The 25,480-nt window shown below is 56.4% G+C and carries 20 protein-coding genes and 1 tRNA gene; 8 read left to right on the top strand and 13 right to left on the bottom strand.

Features of this window, described 5'->3' with window-relative positions:
- Nucleotides 1-146: 146 nt before the first annotated feature.
- Nucleotides 147-1,025, bottom strand: a complete 879-nt coding sequence (gene rsmI, locus WS95_RS07010; RefSeq protein ID WP_034209556.1) for a 16S rRNA (cytidine(1402)-2'-O)-methyltransferase — start codon at nucleotides 1,023-1,025, stop codon at nucleotides 147-149.
- Between the two features lie 46 nt (nucleotides 1,026-1,071).
- Here rsmI and WS95_RS07005 point away from each other — a divergent pair, with 46 nt between their 5' ends.
- The 5 genes from WS95_RS07005 (at nucleotide 1,072) to WS95_RS06985 (ending at nucleotide 3,530) form a co-directional block, all read left to right on the top strand.
- Complete coding sequence (locus WS95_RS07005) at nucleotides 1,072-1,500, top strand: YraN family protein (protein ID WP_179950171.1); 429 nt, start codon at nucleotides 1,072-1,074, stop codon at nucleotides 1,498-1,500.
- 126 nt (nucleotides 1,501-1,626) lie between these two features.
- Entirely contained in the window at nucleotides 1,627-2,211 is a 585-nt protein-coding gene (locus WS95_RS07000; RefSeq protein WP_034209554.1) for an SIS domain-containing protein, read from the top strand.
- 17 nt (nucleotides 2,212-2,228) lie between these two features.
- The gene (locus WS95_RS06995; RefSeq protein WP_034209553.1) at nucleotides 2,229-3,029 is read left to right on the top strand and encodes a BON domain-containing protein; all 801 of its coding nucleotides are present in this window, start codon (nucleotides 2,229-2,231) and stop codon (nucleotides 3,027-3,029) included.
- Nucleotides 3,026-3,388: a c-type cytochrome gene (locus WS95_RS06990; RefSeq protein ID WP_034209552.1), complete on the top strand. Its 363-nt coding sequence runs from the start codon at nucleotides 3,026-3,028 to the stop codon at nucleotides 3,386-3,388. Before WS95_RS06995 ends, WS95_RS06990 begins: the two co-directional genes overlap by 4 nt.
- A 66-nt stretch (nucleotides 3,389-3,454) precedes the next feature.
- A tRNA-Ala gene (locus WS95_RS06985) sits at nucleotides 3,455-3,530 on the top strand.
- A 220-nt stretch (nucleotides 3,531-3,750) separates the two neighbouring features.
- Here WS95_RS06985 and WS95_RS06980 read toward each other — a convergent pair.
- On the bottom strand, nucleotides 3,751-3,993 hold the full coding sequence (locus tag WS95_RS06980) for a ribbon-helix-helix protein, CopG family (RefSeq protein ID WP_257139627.1): 243 nt from the start codon (nucleotides 3,991-3,993) through the stop codon (nucleotides 3,751-3,753).
- A 454-nt stretch (nucleotides 3,994-4,447) separates the two neighbouring features.
- Between WS95_RS06980 and WS95_RS34680 the strand changes: the two genes are divergently transcribed.
- Nucleotides 4,448-5,017, top strand: a complete 570-nt coding sequence (locus WS95_RS34680; protein ID WP_179950170.1) for a sce7726 family protein — start codon at nucleotides 4,448-4,450, stop codon at nucleotides 5,015-5,017.
- On the opposite strand, the gene WS95_RS32820 is transcribed toward WS95_RS34680, so the two are convergent.
- Genes WS95_RS32820 through WS95_RS34675 form a run of 3 tightly spaced genes read right to left on the bottom strand, consistent with a single transcriptional unit; the run spans nucleotide 4,998 to nucleotide 7,565 of the window.
- Nucleotides 4,998-6,074, bottom strand: coding sequence for a beta family protein (locus WS95_RS32820; protein WP_082746861.1), 1,077 nt, complete (start codon nucleotides 6,072-6,074; stop codon nucleotides 4,998-5,000). The two genes, WS95_RS34680 and WS95_RS32820, sit on opposite strands and share 20 nt — an antisense overlap.
- Nucleotides 6,071-6,931 (bottom strand): ImmA/IrrE family metallo-endopeptidase, encoded by an 861-nt coding sequence (locus tag WS95_RS32815; RefSeq protein ID WP_082746860.1) that lies wholly within the window; start codon nucleotides 6,929-6,931, stop codon nucleotides 6,071-6,073. Before WS95_RS32815 ends, WS95_RS32820 begins: the two co-directional genes overlap by 4 nt.
- A complete protein-coding gene (locus WS95_RS34675; protein ID WP_156444446.1) occupies nucleotides 6,924-7,565 on the bottom strand; it encodes a hypothetical protein in 642 nt (213 codons plus the stop codon). Before WS95_RS34675 ends, WS95_RS32815 begins: the two co-directional genes overlap by 8 nt.
- Before the next feature lie 518 nt (nucleotides 7,566-8,083).
- Here WS95_RS34675 and WS95_RS36180 point away from each other — a divergent pair.
- A complete protein-coding gene (locus WS95_RS36180; RefSeq protein ID WP_441294155.1) occupies nucleotides 8,084-8,656 on the top strand; it encodes a hypothetical protein in 573 nt (190 codons plus the stop codon).
- A 25-nt stretch (nucleotides 8,657-8,681) separates the two neighbouring features.
- Here WS95_RS36180 and WS95_RS34670 read toward each other — a convergent pair whose 3' ends face one another.
- Both WS95_RS34670 and tssI read right to left on the bottom strand, forming a co-directional pair.
- Nucleotides 8,682-8,945, bottom strand: coding sequence for a hypothetical protein (locus tag WS95_RS34670; protein ID WP_156444445.1), 264 nt, complete (start codon nucleotides 8,943-8,945; stop codon nucleotides 8,682-8,684).
- Nucleotides 8,946-8,962: 17 nt separating this feature from the next.
- The gene (tssI, locus tag WS95_RS36005; RefSeq protein ID WP_063890152.1) at nucleotides 8,963-14,932 is read right to left on the bottom strand and encodes a type VI secretion system tip protein TssI/VgrG; all 5,970 of its coding nucleotides are present in this window, start codon (nucleotides 14,930-14,932) and stop codon (nucleotides 8,963-8,965) included.
- Nucleotides 14,933-15,630: 698 nt separating this feature from the next.
- On the opposite strand from tssI, the gene WS95_RS06960 reads away from it, so the two are divergent.
- Nucleotides 15,631-15,939 carry an H-NS histone family protein gene (locus WS95_RS06960; RefSeq protein ID WP_059822975.1) on the top strand — a complete coding sequence of 103 codons (309 nt, stop codon included), beginning with the start codon at nucleotides 15,631-15,633 and terminating at the stop codon, nucleotides 15,937-15,939.
- 155 nt (nucleotides 15,940-16,094) lie between these two features.
- Here the strand turns inward: WS95_RS06960 and WS95_RS06955 are convergent, their stop codons facing one another.
- From WS95_RS06955 to WS95_RS32800, 6 genes are all read right to left on the bottom strand, one after another.
- On the bottom strand, nucleotides 16,095-16,994 hold the full coding sequence (locus tag WS95_RS06955) for a plasmid partitioning protein RepB C-terminal domain-containing protein (RefSeq protein ID WP_059822973.1): 900 nt from the start codon (nucleotides 16,992-16,994) through the stop codon (nucleotides 16,095-16,097).
- Nucleotides 16,991-17,905, bottom strand: coding sequence for a ParB/RepB/Spo0J family partition protein (locus WS95_RS06950; RefSeq protein ID WP_059822971.1), 915 nt, complete (start codon nucleotides 17,903-17,905; stop codon nucleotides 16,991-16,993). Before WS95_RS06950 ends, WS95_RS06955 begins: the two co-directional genes overlap by 4 nt.
- Nucleotides 17,898-19,457 carry a recombinase family protein gene (locus tag WS95_RS06945; RefSeq protein ID WP_373557147.1) on the bottom strand — a complete coding sequence of 520 codons (1,560 nt, stop codon included), beginning with the start codon at nucleotides 19,455-19,457 and terminating at the stop codon, nucleotides 17,898-17,900. The genes WS95_RS06950 and WS95_RS06945 overlap by 8 nt, the downstream gene beginning before the upstream one ends.
- Before the next feature lie 676 nt (nucleotides 19,458-20,133).
- Complete coding sequence (locus tag WS95_RS32805) at nucleotides 20,134-21,573, bottom strand: TniQ family protein (protein ID WP_082746858.1); 1,440 nt, start codon at nucleotides 21,571-21,573, stop codon at nucleotides 20,134-20,136.
- Nucleotides 21,563-22,708 carry an AAA family ATPase gene (locus WS95_RS06935; RefSeq protein WP_059822965.1) on the bottom strand — a complete coding sequence of 382 codons (1,146 nt, stop codon included), beginning with the start codon at nucleotides 22,706-22,708 and terminating at the stop codon, nucleotides 21,563-21,565. The genes WS95_RS32805 and WS95_RS06935 overlap by 11 nt, the downstream gene beginning before the upstream one ends.
- Nucleotides 22,708-25,380 carry a DDE-type integrase/transposase/recombinase gene (locus tag WS95_RS32800; RefSeq protein ID WP_179950169.1) on the bottom strand — a complete coding sequence of 891 codons (2,673 nt, stop codon included), beginning with the start codon at nucleotides 25,378-25,380 and terminating at the stop codon, nucleotides 22,708-22,710. The genes WS95_RS06935 and WS95_RS32800 overlap by 1 nt, the downstream gene beginning before the upstream one ends.
- Between the last annotated feature and the right edge of the window lie 100 nt (nucleotides 25,381-25,480).

Raw genomic sequence — 25,480 nt, 5'->3', positions numbered from 1 at the left:
GCGTACTTCGATCGGCTGGGTGTGCCCCGACTCTCATAACCTCAACTTCCCGAACCGCCCGGTGCGGACCCGCATGCCGGGTGGTGTGGCAGGGGTACGGCCTCATGGCCGTCCCCTATGCCGATTCCGCGCGCCGGCGTCGCGCGTCAGCCTTCCTTCAGCACGAGCGCACGCGCATACAGCGTGTTGCGCGATGCGCCCGTGAGCGCGGCCGCGAGCCTGGCCGCGCTCTTCACCGGCACCTCTTCCAGCAGCAGCCTGAGCAGCGCGTCGTGCGCGGTATCGTCGGCTTCGCCGCTTGCCGCCGGTGCGCCTTCGACGACCAGCACGAACTCGCCGCGCTGCCGGTTCGCGTCGCCGGCGAGCCAGCTCCGTCCTTCGGCCAGGGTGCCCTGGAACAACTCCTCGTGTAGCTTGGTGAGCTCGCGCGCGATCAGCAGCCGGCGCGTGGGGCCGAGCGCGTCGGCGAGCGCGGCGACGGTTTCGGCGATCCGGTGCGGCGCTTCATAGAACACCAGCGCGTACGGGTGCGAGGCCAGCGCCTGCAGCGCGGTCGCGCGCTGCTTCGCCTTCGGCGGCAGGAAGCCCGCGAACGTGAACGCGCCGGCCCAGTCGCCGGCCACGCTCAGCGCGGTCACGGCCGCGCTCGGGCCCGGCAGCGGAACCACCGTGAAGCCGGCGGCACGCACGGCGTCGACGAGCCGCGCGCCGGGGTCCGAGATGCCGGGCGTGCCGGCGTCCGACACGTAGGCCACGCGTTCGCCGCCACGCAGCAGCTCGATCACGCGCTGCGCGGCTTCGCGTTCGTTGTGCTCGTGCACGGCGACGAGCGGTTTCGAGATCCCGTAGCGGGCGAGCAGTTGGCCCGTGTTGCGGGTGTCTTCGGCCGCGATGCGGTCGGCGAGGCCGAGCACGTGCAGCGCGCGCAGCGTGATGTCGGCCGTATTGCCGATCGGCGTGGCGACCACGTAGAGCGCGGCGTCCGGGTAGTGCTGCGTATGCGCGAGTTCGAGGAGGGCAGTCATGGCAGGCAAGGCACGCAATCGCGGCACGAACGGAACAAGGACGGCATTGTGCCACGCGGCGCCGGCCCGGCCGGAGGGCGCGTGCGGTCGGCCGCCTTCGGGCGACAACTTTTCCGGCGCGGCGCGATCCAAGCCGGTCGGTGCGGCGTTCGAGCAGCGCGCGCGGCAGTTTCTCGAGCGCCGCGGTCTCGGGTTCGTCGCCGCGAACGTGACGATGCGCGGCGGCGAGCTCGATCTCGTGATGCGCGAGCCCGACGGCATGCTCGTGTTCGTCGAGGTGCGCGCGCGGCGCAGCACCCGGCATGGCGGCGCGGCCGCGAGCGTCGGCTGGCGCAAGCGGCGGCGTCTGGTCGCGGCCGCGTTGCAGTTCTGGTCGCGGCACGGCGCCGGCGCCGCGTGCCGTTTCGACGTCGTCGCGTTCGAGGCCGGACGGCTCGCGTGGCTGCGCGACGCATTTCGTACCGACGACGCGTAGTCGCGAGCTGTGACGAGATGTAAAGAGTTCTTGCCGGACCCCCGGAGAGGGCGCCGGAGTACGGTAAACTCGCCGCACCCACGATGTCGCGCGAGTTGTGCCGCGCGCCCAGTTCACCAGGAATCGATGTCAGTCGAACGTATTCAGCAACAATTCCGCGACAGCGCCGCGCTTCATGCCGAAGCGGCCGACGCGCTGTCGCTGCCGATCGCAGCCGCGGTCGATGCGATGTTCGCCGCACTGGCGAACGGCAACAAGATCGTCGCGTGCGGCGACGGCCCGTCGGCCGCCGCCGCGCAATACCTCGCCGCGTCGCTCGTCGGCGGTTTCGAGCGCGAGCGTCCGGGCTTGCCCGCGATCGCGCTGGCCACCGACGCGTCGCAGGCCGGCCTCGCGGGCGCGGCGGCCGTCGAGCAGTTGTTCGCGCAGCAGGTGCGCGTGCTGGGCCAGACGGGCGACGTCCTGCTGGTGCTCGACGCGGGTGGCGCATCGCCGCGCGTGCTCGCGGCGATCGACGAAGCGCACGAGCGCGAGATGACCGTCGTCGCATTGACGGGCGGCAACGGCCACACGGTCGCGGCCGCGCTGTCCGACACCGATATTCCGATCAGCGTGCCCGCCGTTCGCGCGGCGCGCATCCACGAAGTCCATCTGCTGACCATCCACTGCCTGTGCGACGGCATCGACGCGATGCTGCTGGGTGAGGATTGAACGAAGGAGAGCCGTCGATGAATCAAAGCCGCGTCAAACAGACGCTCGTCAGAACCACGCTGCTCGCCGCGCTGACGGCGGGCCTCGCCGTGTCGCTGCAGGGTTGTGTGCTCGGAGTCGTGGGCGCTGCGGCGGGCGGCGGCGCGCTGATCGCGACCGATCGCCGTACGCTCGGCGCGCAGACGGAGGATCGCGAGATCCAGGTCAAGTCGCTCACGCAGATCAACAACGGGCTGCCGGACCAGTCGCACGTGAACGTGACGGTGTTCAACCGTCGCGTGCTGCTGACGGGCGAAGTGCCGAACGATGCGTCGAAGCAGCGCGCCGAGGAAATCGTGCGCGGCATCAACAACGTGAACGGCATCGTCAACGAGCTGTCGGTCGAGCCGGCGTCGTCGCTGTCGTCGCGCGCGAACGACTCGTACCTCGAAGGGCGCGTGAAGTCGGAGCTGATCGCGACGAAGGGCATCTCGGCGAACTATTACAAGGTCGTCGCCGAACGCGGCAATCTTTACCTGATGGGCCTCGTGACGGTGGATGAGGGCAATCGCGGTGCGGAAGCCGCGAGCCAGGTGCCGGGCGTCGAGAAGGTCGTGAAGGTGTTCCAGTACGTGAAGCCGCAGGACGCGCAGGCGCTGCAGGACGCGTCGCCGGCGAGCGGCGCATCCGGCGCGCAGGCGGCCGCCGCGCCGGCGGACAGCGCGACGGTCGGCGCGGTGCCGGACGCGTCGGTGCAGTCCGCGCCGCTGCAGTCGCCCGCGCCGATCTCGAATTCGTCGAGCGTGCATCCGGGCAATCCGAAGGCGAAGGCGCAATGACGGGCATGCGGATGAAGCAGATGAAACGATGGATGGTGCAGGGCGCCGCGGCTGCGGCGTTCGCGGCCGGCACGCTGGGCGTCGCTCATGCGGACGTCGGCGACGGCCTGAAGGTGGCGCGCAGCAACGCGTGCATGGGCTGCCATGCGGTCGACCGCAAGCTCGTCGGCCCGTCGTTCAAGGATATCGCCGCGCGCTACAAGTCCGATCCGCAGGCCGTGGCCAAGCTGTCGAAGAAGGTGAAGGACGGCGGCTCGGGCGTCTGGGGCGCGATTCCGATGCCGGCGCATCCGCGCATGAGCGATGCCGACGTCCGTTCGGTGGTCGAATGGGTATTGGCGGGGGCGCCGTCGAAGTAACGCGACGGGAGTGACGTAACCCCTATTGCCAAGCGCGGAAATGCGTGTGTATGATGGTCGACTGTTGGGGCGGTAGCTCAGCTGGGAGAGCGTCGCGTTCGCAATGCGAAGGTCGGGAGTTCGATCCTCCTCCGCTCCACCATAAATTCCAGTAAAAACAACGTACTATGAGACAGGAACCATATTTTTGCCCCAAGTGCAAAGATATGCTTCCCTGACAAAGTGCAACGTTATGCTTCTCGAACAACAAAGCCGGCCTTGTGCCGGCTTTGTTGTTTGGACGTAGCTGGACGGATGCCGTGGCGCGTCAACTAATGACACAGGTGAACGTGCGAATCTCAGTTTGAGTTTTGGGCGTCGCCTCAAGCCAGAGCGAGGCCGCAAAGAAGAGGCAGTCGCGTATCGGTGCCGTCCACGGAACCGAGAACCAAGGCCGCGGCTTGCTCCTGTTGCGCCATCACGAAATCGTAGACACGGAGCGCCCGCCGGCTGACTTCTGACATGCTGTCATCGTGCATCCGATGACGAAGCGCCTCGATCTGTTTCTTGACCTCAATAGACATATCCAAATCGAGGCGGGCCTTGGCTGCTTTCGTGTTGAGCACATTTCATACGCAATAGCTGGACAGGACTTGGCCGTCACGGTAGCCCAGGCGCTTGTGTGAGGAGACGCGGGCAGTTGGTGTGCGCTCGCTCATGAAATTCGTTTCCCCTGTTGAAATTGTGCCCGCACGCTCAAAGCCTTGCGGCTGGAGGCATGCAGGTGGCGGGGCGACCAGACAGGCTGGGCCGCCGCGGGCTGATCTGGTCAAGACCTGTAGAATCACCCATACTCTCGCAGGGTCGATGCCTCCCAAGGTGGGCGAAAGCAGGGGCTCTATTCGGGTCGAGTACGTTTTCGACCAAGCCACAGAAAAAGGGGGATGGAGAGCGGCGATCTGCCCCGCTAATGCGGCGATCCGAGTCGAATCATCTCTTGCGCCACCCAAATATTGCTGGAAGGAGGCGCTGACATTCTCTCAGACGTGTTCTTAACCCTTCTTCATTTTTTTGATGCACATGCTTGATGACAAGGCGATAAGAAAAGCTCTAATTTCGATGTTGAATGCACGAAGCCCGAAGCCGAAATTGCTTGTCCAGGAACTAGGCGTGCACAACAGTAACGCTATTGTCGACGTTGCCGCGATTTATTCCGAGCTTCACGGGTTTGAGATTAAGGGTGAAGGCGACAGCGTTTCTCGCGTAGCCAAGCAGTCAAAATATTATAATCTTTCCTTCCCAAAATTAACCCTGGTGACTACATCGAATCACCTCGGGTGGGCTACGAAAAATCTTCCGAGCTTTTGGGGAATTATTTTGGCTAAATGTGCTTCATCGGGTGTGGTTTTAAGCTATATCAGGGCTGCTCGGAATAACCCCGATTTCTGCAAGGAAACATCATTGCTAATGCTTTGGAAGGATGAGTTGTTGAATTTGACAAGCAAAAATGAATCAATAAAAACAAAAAAGAGTGATACGCGAGCAGAATTGGCAACCAAAATTGCATCAAAACTTACAAAGGATCAGGTCACAACTCTGCTCGCAGAATCTATTGAGATTCGTCAGCAAGCTAAACGGCATCTACAATAAAGGTGATGTGCGATGAAAGTGTAGCCTTTAGCCACGAGCTCGGGCTTCCCCCGCGTTTGGCTCGCTTTGTAGTCAATGTACTCCGATCGTAGATGTATTTATCTCCAAACGAATAGGCTGGCTTTCGGTAGAATGGCTTGGCTACTATTGCGTCCGCGATATCGAAATACTGTCCATAACCGTTTGGATGTGTCTTGAAAGCTCCGCCTCGCACAACAAAATAGCGCGTGTCGTAGGTATAAAAAACCTTTGGTGCTGCCACACCTTGAACAAGCCATATCTCCAAATCTAGATCGGAGTACTCTGGGCTAACAAGTCCGTAGTCTCCGAAATTTGATTTCGATAAAATCGATTTCGATAGCGATGCCTCAATCTTTTTCCAAAGATGCCACTCCTGGCGCTCAATTGAGGTGCTACTGTTTGTCGAAAGTATCGCGGTGATCACAGGTGGAATCGAGGATCCGGTAAATACGATTCTATCAACGTAAAAATCTGCGCAAAGAGAATTGACAAAATTTACTGCGACATCTTTCAATTTGTCGAGATCCGATGCGATAACACGAAAATCAATGATCACGTGTATTTCTCGTGGTTTCGCATCTATCAACAGTGGCCAGATTGCTACTAGGTCGGGCTTTGTGAGCTTGTAGCTCTCGATATCTTCAATAGTGAGCCTAATCGCAACATCACATCCGATCTTCTGAACGGCGGTGAGAGCGGCAGGATTGTGACTTCCATCGCGATTCAATGCCACAACAGGAATAGCGTTTAAATGGGAGACGGCTTGAAGAATGTAAGTATACTGATTTTTCCCGTTTAGGTTAATCGAGTCATCAAGATCGAAATTGTCGATATAGAAATTCGCATCTGGTAAATGCCTCTCGATTTGCCTAACGCCAATTCTAATTCGATCTAAAATCTCACTCTCGGAAATATCTTTGGGCCTCGGTATGTCAAAAAACGGCACTACGCTCTTATTTCGATATCTCTCAAATTCCGCCAAGGCGGATATCTCGTTTTGTTTGAATTTTAAAAACGGCGTATACTCTGGCATCATTCAATCTCCAAGATATCTCGAACATCGATTGAATTTACCAGTTCGGAGAATATTTTGTAATTCCCATTCCGTTTTCTCACCATGCCAGCCGCAATGGCAGGGTGAACGCCCGCTGCTTCCGCCATCTCATAGAGATCTTCTTGATTCATTGATCGATGTACAGCCGCTTTATTCCAAATTCGACGAGGAATCAATGAATCGGCAGCCAATCTGTTTGCCTCAATTTCGATATCGGAGGCGTCATTGTCTTCGTCGAGATTATCAAAAATTGGGCTTTCCAGTTGATCGTAGTGCATTGATACATGTGCTAACTCATGCAGCAATGTAAACCAAAGATGGTCATAACGCGCGTATCTCAAACTTAAGCCGATTACAGGGACTCCATTTGGCAATTTCGCCGTAACACCGTCGAGTTTCATTGATGGAAAGGCCTTCTCGAACACAACTGCAATTCCATAATTCGTGAAAATAAAATCCACGAGGCTGGAAATCGCTGCCGTGTCTGAGCTTCGTGTCGCTATGGCTCTGAGGTCGGCTTGCGATATACCTTTATATTCGATGTCGAGGTTGGCAAGCGATTGAGTGCGTGCTTTTTTCAAAACCTTGCCGAGCCAAACCAGCGTCAACGCTTCGTTTGCATCCTCGCGCTTTCTAAAAAAAACTGTCGAGTCTATCGAAGCCAGCTCGGCGGCGGCATTCATTAGAACCAAGATGTCTGGCTCGCCGGAACCGCGCTTCCTCAGCTCCTTCCAGGGGAGGTTGCTGCTTTGATCAATGAGGATGCGCAATGCATTTTCAATGCGGCGCTCTTTCTCCAAGGAAAAAGATAGCGCCATGAAATCGGAAATGTCATCCATTTGCTACCCCCATCAATGCGTTGGCGGCATCCTCTTGAGCTTCGAAAAACCGCAAATTCTCTTTCCTAGGATCCAGGCCAAGATCAGTCATGCCGATCTTAAGATAATAGGCTTCTGCATTCGGTAAGGAGTGAAGGCAGAAGCCAGGTTGGTATCCAAGATCATTTACGGAGTAATCTATGCAATGTGAAAGAAGAAGTGATCCAACCTGACCAAATTGCTTTGTGTACCCCGGTCGATTCCGATTCCAGCGCGCAGTTGCCAAATAGTCAATGTAGAATATATCATTTCCATTCATCCTGCTCGGTTCGGGATGATAGATAATTGCTATTCCCTGAACTCGGGCCTCAGCGATCATGTAAAACCATTCATACTGCGGGCCTTTGCACTGGAACGCCTTTCTTGACCACTCCCAGTGCCAATCTTCCAAATTATATTGCTTGAATAATTCTTGAAGCTTGACTACATCGTTCTGGGCGTCAGGATTGTTTGCTAGAAGTTCTTGGATAATCTTGGCTTTTTCTTGTCCCCACTCGTAATCTGCTTGGAGTACGTGGGCAATGTTAAAGCCGCAAGATATCTGAAACTCCACTTCCTGATGACTATGATTACATAAAAGCGTGTTCTTGGACATTTCTTAATTTCGACATTAATTTTTAAGTGATTTTGACCGCGAGGGAGTCGAGCCTCAGGGTAAAATCTGGTCTCCTTCTGGTGTAGCTTCATGCGGCAGTGCGGCGGAAGAAATCGAAGCTTGTGTGTTCGACCAACCCGGCCAACCCTGCAGAAATAGGTCCGAATCTCGGAACTATATCATTACTGATATTGCCATTGACGGCGGAGAACTTCAAGGTCACTTCGGCTTTTTTTGCCGTGATTGCGAATCAAGTAAGTTCCAGGTCAGGTTCGATGGGCGAAGACGTGATAGCCATTTTAGGGAGGGGCATGCTGAATGCGCGTGAGCGGAAAACTTGCGCAAGCGATCTAAGGCACGAGTTCGTCCTTTTTCGAGGCGCTACCAGCGTTGGAAAACCGAAAACGACGGGAGCGACAATTATGTTTCCTTTACCGTCGAATTAGGACGCAACACCATGTCCAAAAATCGCTATCTCGGCGACCATTTACGATCGATAGTCAAGTGTCAAATTCCGTTTGTTCAACATCGTGCGCAGAGAGAATTCTTTGGGGCGTGTTGCAATCCTATTTTTGCTGCCGGCGAACGAAATATGGAAGCACATTCTACTTCTCCGCAAGAAACTGCTGCTGACTGGCGATAAGGGATGCGCCGCACGCGGTCTTCATGCCGTGCAAGGCGACCGCGCGACCTTCAATCGCATACTGATTCGATCCCTGAGTGATCGGGAATATGCCTTTGCATTTCGGGCAGCTGACCATATGACCAACACCAGCCGCAGGCAGGCCACCGAGATCCATGCCGGCGAAGCCATCGAGCACGACACCGCCGTGATCAGTCAGGTCACCCTTGCGAATGATGGGTTGCATTTTGTCAACTCAATGTCTCTAAAAGGTCCCGTGAAATCACCCTTGATACATCTTCCGGAGGTTCGTGGTATATCAGTTCATACGTTCGGCACCAATCATGGCAATTTTCCACGCGGGGCCGTAGCATCATCGGACGATCGGTTGAATAATCGCTATCGCTATTACATACAACAACACAGTCGCCACTATTGCCTGGGGCTTTTTCCGTCAGCGATTGCTTGAAAATCGTCACGATGCCCCGAACATATCATTTCGAATCAGTAAATTTCGGGTCCTTCGCTATGTCATCATCGTCGCTGGAGTAGTAAAGAAATCCAAGCTCCTTTGTTTCCACAAGAATACCTTCTGATAATTTTCCGCCTCCGACCAACTCTTCATCGATAAGCCAGTCGTCATAGCCATCTACACATTGGCGCTTGTCGAAATCACAGACGACAAGGCCAGCAACGTTCCCCTCGACGATAACATGATCGCCAATGTGGATCTCTAGCCCAGATGAAACGTATTTCACGATGCGCCTCCTCCCTATCAAGGCGAGTTGAGAAATGGCTCAATCGGCACCATGCTTGACGTTAATTGCTCAGGCTTAAGCACATATTTTTGCTTCGCCCAGAAGCAAATGCATTTCGGATATGGCGACTGATTGGCCTGAAATATATTGTGATGCGACCCGTACACGCCATGTTGCATTTCAGTATCAGGTATCACATCAAGCGGCCTGTACGCAAATGTGCCAACCGCGATGATTTTCCCCGACACGGTTTTGCACGGGTTGCATTTATTCGGGCAATCATCTTTTTCCTTGACCTTTTCTTGCGTACTGTCCGTGGACCTCGTCATGTACCAGATGCCCGCTCCGATCATGACGAGCGCACCGATTCCTGCGCCAATCAGTGTTCCCGGTCCCGGAACGACGCTTCCGATACCGGCCCCCATTGCTATTGTTCCGAGACCATCGGGATCGATCTTGTGTGTCGGAATGCCGTCCGCATAGGCGTAGAAATTTAGCCCTGCACGCAGTCCGATCGGATCCTGATTGATGTATCGACCTATAGCTGGATCGTAGTATCGATGCCGGTTGTAGTACAGCCCGGACTCTCTGTCCCTGAATTGTCCCGGAAACCGAATCGGGTTGTCGATTTCGTCGGCGATCATGGACTTCGTCTGTCCGTAGCCGTCGAAGTCTGCCGCCCACACGACCCGGCGCATCTCGTCGTAGAGTTCTTGCGGAGCGCCAAGGTGATCAGTAATGTAGAAGTACCTTTTGCCGCGCTCGAGCCGAGCCACCGGCCCGGCATGGTCCGGATGGGCAACATAGGTCACGGACTCATCGTTACGAGGTGTCTGACCCGCACGGACTTCCTGCAGCATCCAGTCGCCGTCCCAGACGAACAGCGTCGTAGACGGCGCTGCGCCGGCGGGGGTGTGAATCTTTGCGATCCGTCGGCCGAGCGCGTCGTACCGGTATTCGGTGCGGCTGCCGTCGGCCTGTTCGATACTGCTCAATTGATGCCCGTTGTCGTAGCGGTAGCGCGTTTCCACGGATTCAGGTGTGATTACGGGAGGGACGGCCTCCCTGCGGGCAAGTAACCGATCGAGCAGCCCCGGATTGTGATCCGACTCGGGAACGTCCTGTATCGGACGCTCTACGCGCCCTGTACGGTTGCCGTGCCCATCGTAGCTGAAATCAAGTTGGGAGCGTGTCAGTCCGGTGACTGTGATGAATCTCTTCAGTCGATCGCCAGGCGCCTCCGGGATGGCGGCTGCATCGGCCATCGACGTAGCTGTGCTGTCGCGTTCCGATCCGTGGTCTAGCCGCGAGAGCAGGTTGCCGGCTGGATCGTACCGATATATTTCACCCGTTGGTTGCGGGACGGCTTCGCCGCCCTGCCGGTTCACACCAGTCAACCGCGCGAGCGGATCGTATTCGAAATGACGCTCGCCTCGCCACGTGTCGGTCAGCCGCGTGATCTGCCCGGCCATGTCGTAATCCCATGTGCGCCACGGACGCGGTTCCGCACGTGGCTGCCCCCGTTCATCGAGGTCCTGCAAGCGCTGAGTTTGAAGGAGTCCAGCGTCGTTGTACGCGAACAGCTGTGCGATAGGGCCTTGAGCCGCATGAATCGTCCGATGTAACGCATCGCGCTCGAAACTCGCCAGCGGTTCGCCGTCGAGCAGTAGCCCGTGGATATGACCACTGCCGTAACGTTGCCACGTCAGCAAGCCGACGCCGGGCAACTGCATCCCGCTGCGGTTGCTGGCTGCATCGAACGTGTGCTGGAGTCGCCAAACTCGCCCGTGGTGCGATTGAACCTCGGCCGTGCGCCGTCCGGCAGCATCGTATTCGTACGTGATCTGCGAGGGTTCGCTGTCTTTCGGTTCGTGGCGGATCTGCGTCAGCAGGCCACGAGCGTCGTAGCCGAATGTGGTGTGTGTGCCATCCCCGAGTCGTCGCTCGATCGGCCGTCCCAGACTGTCGTACAGCAGCGTCGTGCGCAATTGGCCGTCATTGCCGTGATTGATTTGCGCGATCTGTTCGCCAACGGCGTTGTATTCGACTTGCTGGCGTCGGCCATCGAATCCCGTTTGGGCAATCATGCGACTCTGCGCGTCATACACGAACGTGCAGCGCTCGCCCTTGGCGTTGGTCAGCGCCGCGACTCGCCCGAGCGCGTCGTAACTGTAATTGGTGGTGGTGCCATCCGGCGCTTCAACCCGGACGATCTGGCCGTAGGCGTCCCGTGTCACCTGCGTCGTGCGCCCGAGCGGATCGGTATAGGCGATCGCCTGTCCTGCTCGATTGTATGTCGTTTTCCAGACGCCGAGCCCAGCCGGGGCGATCGCCGTCGGCAGTCCGGCAGCATTACCGTAAAATTTGCTCGTCTGCCCGAGTGCGTTCGTCTGGTGGGTTTGCCGCCCGCGCTCGTCGTAACCGTACTGCGTCGTGACGCCCGAGCAGTCGGTGCGTGCGATCATCTGACCGGCGTCGTTGAATTGTGTTTTCGTCACGTTACCGAGCGCGTCGGTGTGCGCAACAGCCAAGCCATTCTCAAACGTGGTACTAGATGTGTTGCCGAGCGGGTCGATCTCCTTGACCAGATGGCCGTCGGTGTCGTATTCGCGCTGCCAGATATGCCCGACGGGATCGGTAATTCGCGTAGGCAAGTTCTGGTCGTTGTATTCAATGCGCGTCAGCTGACCTGCGGCGTCACGGATCGCGATCGGATTCCCGGTTGCGTCGCTGATTGATTGCGTCCTGCGGCCGAGCGCGTCGATGCGCGCCGCGACATTACCCGTCTCATCGAACTCGGTCTGGTCCACGCTGCCATCCGAATGAACGATCTGGTCGACTGCCCATAGGCCGTTGTAGCGGTATGTCGTCGTATTCCCGAGTGCATCCGTCACCTGCGTCATCCGGGCGGTCGGCTGGTACGAGAAGCGTACCTCGCGCGTCACGACTGGCTGGCCGTCGGCGTCGAGTGTGTACGCGTAGGTTCTGATGCAGCGCGACTGTGGCGTCTCGCCATCCCACTCGGCGACGAACGTTGCGCCGGACGGCGTCTCGTAGCGCGTCAGCAGGTGCGTGTGATACGCGTATGTCCAGGTTAGATTGCCGCTGTCGATCGCCTGAACGAGATCGCCGTGATCGTCGTATCGATACGCGGCAAGTTTCTGCGTCGAAGTGCCATGCTCGTCGAGCAGATGGACCTCGATGATGCGGCCTTCACTGTCATGCTGGCACGAGACCGTATGGCAGTTGTTCCGGATCTGATGCAGGTTGCCGCTCGGCGTATACCTAAACGACAGCGATTGCTTGTCGCGGGTCTCGTAGCGCTCCAACAGCCAACGATCGGATTCGCTCGGATGCGGGCTATACGTCTCGACGATGCCATTCGGAAAGCGTACCGCGTACCTCGTGAGTCCCTCGATACTGTCAAGCCGCTGAAGCGCGTATTTCTCGATCGGATGAAAGTGTTCCTGACCCGAATCGAGCAACGGAAATTGCAGCTGTCGGCCGTCGAAGTCGATATAGACAAGCTTCGGTATATCAGCGATCGTCACGCGACGTACTTCGGTCGCGTACTGAAGCTTCCACGCGACGCCGAAACTGCCGATTCGCTGATCGGCACTGCGATAACGCCGGTTCCAGCGGATCGGCACTCTTCCTGGCAATGTGAAATCGTCGTGCGTGAGCAACTTCTGGCCAGTTGCAACGTCCACTGGATGCGCGCTAGTGGTCTTCTTAGCGCATTCCGCGCAATCGGCCTCCGTGACGGGCGCGAGACCTTTTGCACTGCCGCCGCTCTGCGTGACCGGTCCCTCGAGATAGATTCCCTTGCCCTTTAGGTGAATACCGGCCGCGTCGATCGTGATCGTGCCGCCCGGACCGATCAGTTGCGCTGTCTTCGCGCCTGAGAGGCTTGCCTCGCCCGAGTCGGTGATTCGGATCTGATTGCTATTCGCACTCTGGACCGGATCGGGAATTTGCGGGCTGAAGCTGGGGGAAATGTCGAGCGGCGTCTCCTGGTCTTTCTTGACCGCATCGCCGACGGCCTTGCCTCGTACCGTTACCTCATAGGTATGTCCCACGTGCGCGGTCCAGTCTTGTACCACGCGATCAACGCGGTCCATACCGACCGTGCTGGCCATCTGCAGTACGACATTGCGTAGATACAGGCCGCCGACGTTGACGTTGTAGGCCAGACCGACGTTGAGCATTTTGCCAAGTCCGACCGATTGCACGGAGGCCAGACCGACGGTCTCAAACTTGACGCCACCAGTCGATAAGGTCCAGTTCTGGCCAATGCTGGCCTTCTCGTCGTTCCCAACCGATTTTTCGCGATCGTTGCCGACCGAGTGCAATTCATCGTTCTCGACTTCGATGCGCTGATCTTTCTCCGCATGCAACCAGACTTCTTCTTGCCCCTTTCGGTCTTCGAAGCGCAGTGCGTTCGCCGTTCCATTGTCGCCGCCTGTCGTTGAGCGTGTCAGGATGCCGCTCTGGGTCGCGTTGTCCGGCAGCGCCCACGGTGGCATGTTCGCCGCGTTGTAGACAGATGCAATAATTAGGGGGCGATCAGGGTTGCCGTCGGTGAAGGTCACGACGACCTCGTCCCCAATGCGAGGAAGCTGGATCATCCCGAATCCGCTACTGGCCCAGGGTTGCGCGACGCGAACCCAACACGAACTCGCCTGATCCTGCTTGCCGAGCCGATCCCAAGGCAGCTGGATCTTCACGCGACCAAGCCTGTCGGTGTAAATTTCCTCGCCTTTCGGCCCGACCACCACTGCTGTCTGCACGCCATGGATCATGGGTCGCGGACTCGTCAGCAGCGGCCGATAAGGAATCTTCTTGCGGATGCAGCGGAATTCGGCCGTATAGATCGCGCTGCCCGGCGCGGTTAGGATTTGCGACTTCGGCTTTGCCTGGTAGTTGTTCGTTCCGTGGTGCCGGATCGACGTCAATAGAAATTGCCGGTCCTCGGGCTTCGCCTGCTCGTGATCGTAGTGCGCGTCGAGCTCGAAGTACCGCTCAAGCTCGAGCCTGCGATAGTGACTCTTGCCGACGAAGATCTTGCTGTGGGCTGCCAGCGCCTCGGTCCGGAATCGGGCGAGTTGTTCGCCTCGATCGGAATCGGGAAAACCGTGGGCGCCGAGATAGTCGTAGAGCTCATAATTGTCGACTTCACCCTGATCGACAGCCGTGTCGCGTTCGACGTAGCGCCGGGCGCCAGGCGCTTTATAGTCGCCGGTCTTCAGCGCGACGCTGCCCGACGTGAATTTGCGACGCGATACGAATGATGTAACGACCTGGTTGCTTTCTAGGATCTCGTCGGTCGAATAGCGCAGCACCGGACTGTACCCGGCAATCGGACCGGCGTTGATTGACGAGTCCGTGATGATTAATGTATGGCCGTCCTTCTTGTGTTCGAAATAGAAGAACAGCCCTTCTTCCTGCATCAGGCGCAGCGCGAAAGCGAGATCAGTCTCCTTGTACTGGGTACAGTAGCTGCGATTAACCGTTGGCGCGGACAAACGAAACACGACGTCGCCGAATCTCCGGTATCGATGCATCACATCGTTGAGGATCTCGCCGACCGTCTGTTCCTGAAAAATCCGGATATCTTGACGGCGATCCATGAAGGCGAGCCATGGCCTGGCGACGGCCTCGTAGGTTGCCAGACCGCCATCGGTGCCTGTGTGTATAAAATCGGTGACGTAGCCGTGGAAATAGCGCACGTCCGTGCTGGCAAGCGCGTCGGTCAGCTGCAAGGTGACCGTCACCGGCTTGCCGATCAATTGCTTGAGCTCGATGTTCGGGTCTTGGGACGCGAGCATGAACTTCATTTCAAACAGTTCGCCCAACCCCTCTTCGCAGACGAACTCGGTCAGCACGAGCGCTGAGCGACCGGACAACGGCGTGTCGATGGTGAACAGCCGATTGTTTTGCAGCGCAAAGAATTGCTTTGCGATCTCTTGAAGGGAAATTGGCGACATAGGCGATGACGTCCTGTCGTTGTTGGTTCTTCTATCGGACCGGGAAGCAGCCTCCTCCCATATATCGGTCCCTCTCTCATCAGGCACACTGCCCAATCGTGTGATCGTAGCAAAGTCGTTTTCGATAGGCACGATTTTTTGGCTATTGTTTCTTATCGATGCCGAACTGGGGCGATGTTTGCCATATTGTTGGTGAAATTGTGGATTAACGTGTCGCTGCGGATCGCGATGACATCGTCCGATGCGCAATAATCAGTTGCGCCGCTGCAGTGCTTGCGCAGTACCTCGAGCAAAATCGAACGGCGAACTTTATTGGGGCATCTTCAGATGTGTTCATGACTACGTCTGCTGAGGTGATTTTTAACCCGCATTAACATAAAGAATTAAGTTGACGCGCCAGAATATAGGGGAAATTCTTCTGCCGACATCGCTGCGTTGCATCACAGGAATCGTTTGCTACAACCCGAAGTCAGTGAGGGGCGTTGTGTACCTATACCGCGTCCATCAATATGTCGGTCGGTGCCTGATCGATGCCCAAGATCTCATCACCGACGCTGCTTCGACTCATGAGATCTGCTGCTGAGATGACGGAAAGTTTCATCAATGAAATGGACTCCTTAGAGAGTGAATCCTTGGGTTGACCCGATCAAATTTGGAGGCTAGTCTTCGAGTTTTAACTAATCGAACACCCCAAGCCTATGGCAACTTACCTTGAACTGAAAGCACAGGCGGATGCGTTGGCAAAACAGGCGGAGGCTGCACGTCTCGCGGAACTTGAAACGATTGTTGCGGCGATTCGGGAACAAGTGGCGGAATATGGTATTACGCCTGAGCAGATCTTCGGGCGAAAGCGTGGGAGCGTCGCTGGCAAGCGTGTGCCTGCGGCTCCGAAGTATCAGGATCCGAAGACCGGTGCTACGTGGAGCGGCCGCGGCAAGCCGCCTCAATGGATCGCCAAGGCGAAGAACCGCGATCGCTTTCTGATTGTTGCCGCTGACGCCGAATAAGGCGGTAGTTTTTCGATCCTCATCGTCGGCCGATCGGTCGGTGATGCTGCGCACAACATAGTGCGAGAGTGCACGCCCGAACAGCGTGCACCTGTCCCGTGGTAGTGCCACCGGCGGCCTAGGTTTGCGTTGATCGTTCCTTGTATTGGGTTGCTTCACTCTCTTTCGGTAATACGATTGTCAGCCGAAATTGCATCCATCGTTGATACAAGGCTAGCAAGTAAATCACCGTGGTACCTTCTCAAGTGCCCGTGGATGTTATCGTTGCGAAGCAGGCGTGCCATAAAACTCTTGGCAACGACCAACGACAGCATTGTGTCGCCAATCTCGTCTTCTACCGCTTGGCAGTCTTGCCGAAGCCGCTCCATTTCGCTTTCCATCTTCGCGAGATCTTCACTCGATATTTCATCTTTTTTCTTTGGCTTTGCGCCATCCATAAGTGCCTCACTCCGCGTCGCAACCAAAATCATTTCGGCATAACTCGCAGTGAATTTATTGGCCGCGACCATCATTTCTGCGGCTTCGATTTGCCGGTATGGTTTCATTTTCTTCAAGGTAGAAAATACCTTTGGGGCAGCCTGTCGGTTCTTGAGGATCGCAGCTGCCTCGGGCGCAACGCCGTCCAGCAATGTAACCCGCTCCCGGATGTTTCGAATATCCATCCGAAGCACGTCGGCAATTCGCTGCTCTGACGCACCTTTGGCCAACGCGGCAAGGATCATCTTGTGCTCTTGTATGGCTGAGAGACGAGTGATGTGGCGATTGAAGGTGAAGCCCTCATCGTCGGTCGAAATCATGCATGGGGCGGTTTCTCGACCAAGCGTCTTTAACGCCTCGAGGCGTAGCCTTCCGTCCAGCAAATCGTAGTCACCCAGACGACGAAGAGAACGAAATACTGCCAGTGGCTCGACGATACCCAATTCAGCAATGGAGCTTAGAATGGTCTTGTACTTCGGAGTAGCTAGGGCGCCTTTGGTCAACGACGAGTATGTGATGATTCGCTCGAGCGGAACCTCGATGACCTTTGCTTCAAATCCATGTTTGACATTACTCATGGCATAAGCTCCGGTGGTATGCGTGAGGCAACGGCCTCCGGAATGTCCAGGATGCCCTCTGCTCTCAGAAGTGTTCTGAAATGCTCGTCTGAAAGAAAACGCCGCAAAACGGATGTAATTAGGAGCAACCTCTGTTCTTGCAAATTGGCGTTTTGCACGATCATCTTTTGGCGACGAACCTCGTTCTTATAGGTTCGCAGAAGCTTCTGCGGAGTCGGCTTCTCTCGCGGCGCCGGACGACCGTGCATCTTTTTTCCAGACGTTTCCCGCTTGCTGAGGAGCCGCCGAACGCGCAACAACTGCTCTCCTGTCAAAGTCTTAGACTCGTAAGCGGCGACCATCGCGGCCTGAACATCTTCACTCGATGCACGGGCGATCTCCACAGCAAGCCATAGGGGCATGACGCGCTTCTCCACCGCCTGTATCAGCCGCTGCTCCCCCTTTTCCAGTAGTTGTAAGATGCCATTGATGTAAGAGTCGTCTAAGTTTGTCTTTTTTGCGATCTCCTCGGTGCTGTAGCCCTTCGAACGTAGCACCTGTAGACCATTCAAGAGTTCGTCGTTCGAATGGCGTCGGCGCGCAATGTTCTCCGTCAACGTGATGAGGTAGCGGTCGATCTCGTTGGCCTCGACCACGCAACAGGGGATCATCGTCTCACCCAATGCTTTCAATGCCTCAAGGCGGCCCTGTCCGCACAACACTTCATGCCAATAGCCCTCGGCGTCGCGTCCTCCAGGTGCGACCGTTATAGGCCGTTTGAGTCCGACAGACGCGATGTTTTCAACGAGCTGCGAAAAGAAGTAGGGATTTCGGGTCCGGGGATTCAGCACTCGAAGCTTTTCGACCGGAATCAAAGTGATCTGGTCGCTGCGTGCTAGTGCGGCGATGATCTTATCAACACGATCATTCATACCTGACTCCCTTCAGTGGAACCCGGCGCGCCAAGTGGCAAAGCATGTCGAGGTTGTCATAGCGATACGCCTCGAATCCGAAATCGTTGTGATCGCCCAAACGAACGACCTCCGACGAGATGTCAATGGCCGGCAGTAGGAAATAGTCGCGAATTGATTTCGCATCGATCTCCATGCGCACAGCGACTGTGATATCAGGGCGTAGTGCGTTGTCGAAGCGAATGATCCAGCGGTTCGATCCGGCCCCAGTCGGTCGACATCGCGACAATGCTAGTGACACCTTGAACTCTTCGTTGACCCACAATAGGCCGGATGCTGCGTCTCTCGCGATACGCGCGCCCGCATCGGTCATTGCCTGTTCTGCCAATGTGACAATTTCGGGATGAAGCTCACGTAGACGCCGGTTGATCTCTACATAACGGTAATCTCGGTCTGGCCTGTAGCCAATCAAGTCGTATGTTCGGAGCAAGCTTCCAAAGCGGCTCGCGTAGGCACTGCTGGATGGACAACTTGTTGCTTCATCGATGATGATGCCGGAGAGGTAGCCGGTACGTAGCAACAGCTTGCGTAACGCATCGAGCATATCTGTATCGGTCAGGCGGTATGAGCGCGCGAGAATAATTTGGCGGGCCGCTTCGAACATAATGCGGTCTACGACGGGCGCGAATGCGTTGTCCGCGCGAATCCAAGATGCCGGCGGATTTCGAACTCGCTCCTGCTTGAGCTTGAACGACACTCGATTCCAAACGTTGTCTCCAACATACTTGTCGTTGGTAAGGACCTGGTGGACGGTTCCCCGAGTCCAGAGGACGCCGCGATCGGTGCGGATGCCGGCAACGTTCAGAGCGGCAGCAATTTCTGCTTCGGTGCGACCTTCCTCGACGAACCAGCGGTAGATGTTTCGGACGGTCGAGACTTCGTCTGGCGGCCCGGGGGCGAGAATGACGCGATCAGTCTGGATTGCCTTATGCTCCCCGCGTTGCAGTTCGTGCCTGTCGCCATTCTGTTCGACGCGGAATCGGCGCAAGCCAAAACCCGCGGGGCCACCTTGTCGAAACCCGTTGCGGATGTGGCGACATTGGCCAGCGTGGACCTTTACACTGAGCTCCCGGCTATATTCACCCGCCATCGTTCGCTTAACACTTTTGATGATGCTTGAAACCGGGCTGCCGTCATTCTCGAACTGCTCGGCGCAGTAGAGGACCCTGACGCCGGCTTGTTTACAGCGAATTTCGTAGCTGGCGCTCTCGTCTGGATCTTGGAATCGCCCCCAGCGACTGACGTCATATACGAGGATCACCGAATAATCCGCCGCCCCGCACTCGACATCCCGCAGCAATGCCTTCAGCGAGTCACGGCCGTCGAGGCGCAGTCCACTTTTTCCTTCATCGGCATAGATACGGACAACATCGAGGTTTCTGCTTTCGGCAAACGCAAGAATGACGTCTTTCTGATTTTCGGTGGAATACTGCTGGTGCTCCGTCGACATCCGCACATACGCTGCCGCCCGCCCGCGGCCGCCGGGTTCTTGTGAGCCTTCGGTGTGCGATATCCGTTTCACCCTACCTCCTGTTACGCGAGGGATCAGCCCGTGTCACTAGGCCTCCCATGGATGAGATACAAATGGGCCTCGCGCGTTCACCGCTCGCGTTCTGGGAATATAGTTTTGGAGGCGCGAAAAATGTTGCCGACAACACGCAAGAAGTTGCGCGCGAAGAAAGATGAGGTTGGTGCCGAGTATCCGTTGGCCATCGCCCTGGCGCTCAAGGAGGAGCTCGGCGGCTCTCGGCATACGATCAAGAGGCTCGCCCGTTGGACGGGAGCGAGTGAACGAACGGTCCAGAACTGGCTGAGCGGCGTACGAGGTCCTAGCGGCCCACATTTAGTCGCGTTGGCTAAACACTCCACGGCGGTTCACTTCGCTTACTTATCCATGACCGGCAGAATCGAGTCTCCCGAACTAGACGTTAGTGCTTCGGTGGTCTTGCTTCGAGAGGCACTTGCGTTGCTGACGGCCAGCCATTCTTCATAGTTGAGTCGACGTAGTCGGGCATACCCAGGCGAGCAGGTTGAATGCGCATCCGCAGCATTCGCGCACCGTTTTGATACCGCGCTTGATCAGGTGGGCTGTTTTCCTCATGGACATGATTTCGATACAACCATGTGATCCATGAATATGTCCCGTCTGTAACCTGAAAGGTCTTTCGTGCTTTACGATGCGTCGCCCTTCAGTCTGGTGGATGGCAATCTTTGGGTCCGTGCTCGCCATAGGCAAGGGCGCTGGTTGGATCATGGTGTTGTACAGGCCGACAGGCAGAAAAGTGGTCGAACTTCACTCGATTTGCCGCTTCACGTACAACTGGGTTGGCGAGCGACAAGCCGGCCTCCCGTAAGCATTTTTCGATATGGCGACGAGTAACATGTGCGTATGTCGAATACACGGCCCGGACGAGTTGGGTTGTAAGCTCGGCATCACGAACCTCCTTCTCCTTGCGTTGGGCCAGTACCCAGTGCCGATGAAGACGCGAGATCTGCCGACACTCGTCCTCGAACCAGTATCGAAGGTACGTGTACTTGTAGCCCAACCTCTCTGCAACGTCCTTCATGGGGAACTCGGAGTAGCCTTCGGCGATGATATTTCGGAGCGCGTCAGTCAAAGCCGTGCGCTGTTTGACTGACAAATCTAAAGTCCGGCGCGTAGGCGGCCGGAACTGCCTTTGCGGAGGAGCCGTAAACGAGTCGTCGAGACCGTCGCGCAGGAATGCGACGGGCGTGGTGCGTAGCCCTTGTGTCATCAGAAGAAGGGCCGGCAGCGATGGCTGCACGTTTCGGTAACGCCATTGGCTGATGACCCGCTTTGTGAATCCAAGTGCTCTCTCGATATTCGCGACGGTGCCATCGAAGTGACGCTCAGCGATCTCGGCAATGCGAGTCTGCAGATGCTGAGCTGTGAGCAATTCGCTGATTTCCGGTCCATGGAGAATCATTTCGCCGATTGCATCGATGTTGTACCGCTGACGCGGGCTGATTCGGCTTGCTTTGACGATTCCTTTGAGCTCCTTATGGTTCGCCGCGAGCCAACTGCCGCACCGAGAACAAAAGTCCACATGCGCGTGGCGCGGCACAAATGGCTGAATCCGTCGGCACGAAGGGCATTCATGCTGCAACGCCATGCTGTGGACTGGGCATACCAAAATCGGGGCTGCTTGCCAGATCAATGGAAGATATGGTTCGTGTCCGGCATCACGCCATTCAAGGAAGCACATCGGGCACCACCTTGGATGTGTGTATAGGAGCCCGAGTGCTCGTGGGTCGAGGAGACCGGACCAGAGCATGAAAGAGCATTCGCTGAGCTTCTGTTGGCTGGTCAAGTCTTCCAGCTTTCGGGTGAACTCTGCAGCGTACTTGCCCACGCCGTTCATGGTCTTCAGGTGAGACTCCGTGAAGCTCGAACTATGTTTGGTATGTCGAATCCTTGTCTCCGGAACGATCTCGCGCCTCATCAAAACAAGGGGGCTGACGGTATGAGCGAGAGCGAGGCGAATCAACACGCTATGCAATGCTTCTCGCATGATCGAATCGTTGCCTAGCGGAGCGATCCGATACAGGCGGCTTCGTTCCGGCATCTGCCAATTCGACGTTTGCCACAGATCGAGATCAGAAGTCATTTGAGGTTCCTCCGACGGGATCTCGCCCTGGCTTTCTTGTCCCTGGTCGGCGCTTCTTTACAGGGCGACGTGACTCCGGGGAGGCGGCTTGCTTCCGAGATGGAATTGTGGGGATGTAATCAAATCCGAGCTCGTGTGCGAGATCGTCTTCCTTGATGTCATTCAGAAGGGCTTCTCCTGCTATCGCCTCTTTCAGCATCGCCATCAGCTTATAGTTCGAGAAGGCCGTTGCCTCAAGTAGGGTGCTATCTACCGGGATGCCGTGGGTCAAGGCCCGTTCAAGCGCGCGCTGCAACCATGTTTTGAGGATGCCGACGCATCCCACGGATCGCATGAGGAAATAGTCGGCGTGATTCACGAGATCCTTATCCCACTCAACCGGCAGCGCATGAAGCATCGTGTGTATGGTGTCGCGGAACGAGTCGCCGTATGAGTTTCCGCTCAGGAGGTCTTCGGCCGTGTATCGTCCGAAATGAACGATATCTGAGCGTCTGAGCAGTTGCGAATCGAAGTTCTCCGGCTTGATGAGTTCATAGGTGGCGGCAAGGATCATAGGTATTTCGATGTCGTTCTTGAGAGATTTAACTAGCTTCAACTGCAGCGAGAGCTGCGACCTTGAACGAATGATGAACAGGTGACTCGCTTCGTCGAAGGCGATGATCTTTGTCCCTCGGTGGATGACGCAGCTTCTCAGCGCTCTTCGGAGTTCTTCCGCCACCAGTGCGGGAAGATTTCCAACAATCTCTCCGTCGAGTTCGACCAGCATGCGTTGGATAACCTTTCGTCGAATGAGCGGTTCGTAGAAGCATTCGAGCGTACGGACGAGCGCATCTTTCCAATTGAAATCCCCGCGGATTGGAGCCGGAAGGCAGACCAATACGGCTGGCACGAATGACGGGTCGGACTCGAGCTGGGTGGCGTACGACATGTTTACTCGCTTGATGAACTCCTCAATGGCGACAGACTTGCCGACGCCAGATGGGCCAACGAGAACCATGAACGAATCAGCGCGGGACGGATTGCCAGCGTTGCACAGCGAGTCAAGGGCCTCTTTCAACTTGAGATGCATGACACGTCTCGACTTGAATTTCAGCAACTCGGCATACTCTGGAGAGTTTTCTGCGAAGGTGAACATCAGAATTCCTCCAGGATCTTCGGTTGGTAGGGCACGTACTCTGACGTGTCCAGATGGACCAAGTCTTCCGGCGACGTGGTTTCACCGGACTGGCTCTTCGCTACAGCTGGTTCTGAGGTCTCCATCTCGAGTTCATGGAGCCTTTGAAGTGCGACGGCTTCTTCAGCTTCCGCGGTAGTAAGGAAGTTGGCCAAGCGCTGTGCATTGACGGATTCTTGTGCGCCGGCGAGCCGGAATTTTTCACGTAACCGTTCGCTGGCCAGTTGGACTTCGCGTTGTGAGCGTCCACGGAACACGACGTAGTGCTCGGAGTGACATTCGTGCCACTTGTTCTCGATGTATGCATAGGCGATGCCCATGTCGAAAGGATCGAATCGAACAGGTACTCGTTCGCCGATCCTTGAAAGGATTCGCAGCGCTGGCGATGAGTAGTAGCAGTAGTTAACCTTGATGCCGCGAACAGTCACTTTGGCGGTGCCCTTGGCCGTTGATGGCATGGTCATCAACATGAACGCGTCGTTGTATGGGACACGAACGTGATGCCGACGCCCTGTTAACTCGATGCCGGTGTTATATGCCTCGAGTGGACTGCACCCGAGTGCAGTGTGGTGATTTTTGTCGTACACCTTGTTCAGGTATTCCTCGAATTTTCGACTGAACGTTTCGTAGGTCCAGATGGCCAGACGCGATGGGGATATCTCCTTTGTGACTTTTCTGTATTGGCTTTCTGCCTGCGTGTTGCCAAGCAGGTTGTGAATGAATGCTTCTTGGGTTGTTCCAAATAGCGATTCGATCACCGACCCATCGTGCGGGCGCGCCGTTTTGCGCCGCTTCTTGTGGCATTTGAGGGCAGCGAGAAGCTGTTCGAAGTAAATTGATTCGAAGTCCGGTCCCCTATCTGTGACGATAAATTGAGGAACTCTCCCGTGCCGCCTGACACATTCTCGGATCACCATCATGCATGAACGATAGGAAGGTGGATCGAACGTGAGGTAGTACGCTAATATTCGCCGTGTGAATGTGCACACCATCAACGTCAGCCAGATTGTCTTCAAAACACGGCCATCAAGTCGTGCCCGAACTCTTATTGGCAGCGGGGTATGGTCGATGTGAGCAATGTGGAAGGGGTGCGTCCCGTGTGGCGGTGTTGTTGGCCCAATCCACCAATACGGGACGATGGGTTCCAACTCATAGGCCACGCGGGAGCCGAGTCGCTTGACTACATCTTTGGGAGTCTTGAGTTTTCTTATTTCTGCTGCAAACGTTTTGCGACTCGGCGATCGAAATCCTTGCTGGTCGCATAGGTTTATGACCAGGCCGTACATTGCAGTCATTGTTTTTTGTTGTGGCTTCGTCCACTTCTCTTGGTATACATGCTGCATGACATCGATGACTGGTTGCGCGATTTTTCGACAGTGATTGCCCTGGCTTTGTGTCACATTTGGAACTAAGCCAATGAACCCGTATCCGTAGGTATGTTCGGCTCGTCGATAGTCGGCAAGCCAGTACTTCTGTGTGCGGAGCGTGCAATGAGCCAGGGTGGTGGCAGCGTTGGGCTCGAATAGGACGCGATAACGTTCGACTGCGATTTGTAGCTTTTGAACACTGACGCGCTCGAGAATTGCTAACGCGTCTCGGCGATCGGTTAGGGGTTTGTCGACGACAGGGATGATCTTTCCCTGCTGAGCAAGCTCGTCGAGAACGTTAGGGGTAAGCTCAATGAAGTTTGAGTGGCAGCCTGCCTTCTCATCGATACTGCGACATGCTATCGATGAATCACCACGGTTCAGGACTTCCCAAAGCCGTCCATCCCACTGGAAGCGAGCGCCGGGGCCGATCGAGAGCGTGACCGATTGACGGGGCGATGTAGTTTCGGACTTGGCGAATGAGCGGTACGCGACGGCTGCATGTCTGTCCCGGAAAACCAGTGCTTCCTGAGGATTCGTTAGGCGATCGCTGGGCAAATCGAAAACGACCCGCCCAGATGAGATCTCGGAGTACAACGTGTCCGCGATATCAGGGAGGTCGTTGAGTACTGACGCGATAGTGCTCCACGGACGAGACGCGATCCGTTCGTGGAGGCCGGCAATTTGCGTCACGTCGTTCTGAGGCTTCCACGCTTTGTAGTCGCGCAAAAACTCAAGGTTCTCGATGAGCGCCCATGCGTTTTCGCGAGATGAACGGATAACGAAGGTCGCACCGAGTTCCGCCGCTGCTTGCTCGGCTGCAATCCGGCGCCACTCGCCGGACTGATCAACCGTGTACATGTGAGGTTTTTCTCGTGCCAGCTTGACCAGATCTTCCTCGAGCTTGCATTCGACGAACTGGAAGCCGGCGCGAGTGATGCGCAAAAAATCAGGGACATACTGAAAGCTGGACCGCCGTCCGCTCGGTGCGGTTTGTACGATGGCTAGGTGGTAGGGTTGCCCATAGAATTCGATGGTTTCATCGTCGTGATCCCACGTCACCGCGGCAGCATATTCGGTGTGATACGCCTCGCAGTCCACTGTTGTTCCCATCTTCAAGCTGCAATACCTCACCGAATTACTGATGCTCCCGCCATCTGTCCTTCGAACCGGGGAGTTGGAACGGATCCAGCGGATTGCTTTCTGTCCTTGAACCGGCGTACCCAGTTCGTCAAACAGCGCTTGTAGTTCGTCGTCGTTGAACACGAAAACCTCCTGTGACGAGGACGCGTTGCCCCTCCTCGCCTGCCGACATGCAAGGCGAGGGGCTCGATGAAATAAAGGGGGCGGAAACGACGAGAAAAAC

The organism is Burkholderia sp. MSMB1826 (genome assembly GCF_001526325.1).
Lineage (GTDB): Bacteria > Pseudomonadota > Gammaproteobacteria > Burkholderiales > Burkholderiaceae > Burkholderia.
The sequence above is the reverse complement of the archived record's forward strand: the minus strand, read 5'-3'. Positions and strand labels throughout refer to the sequence as shown.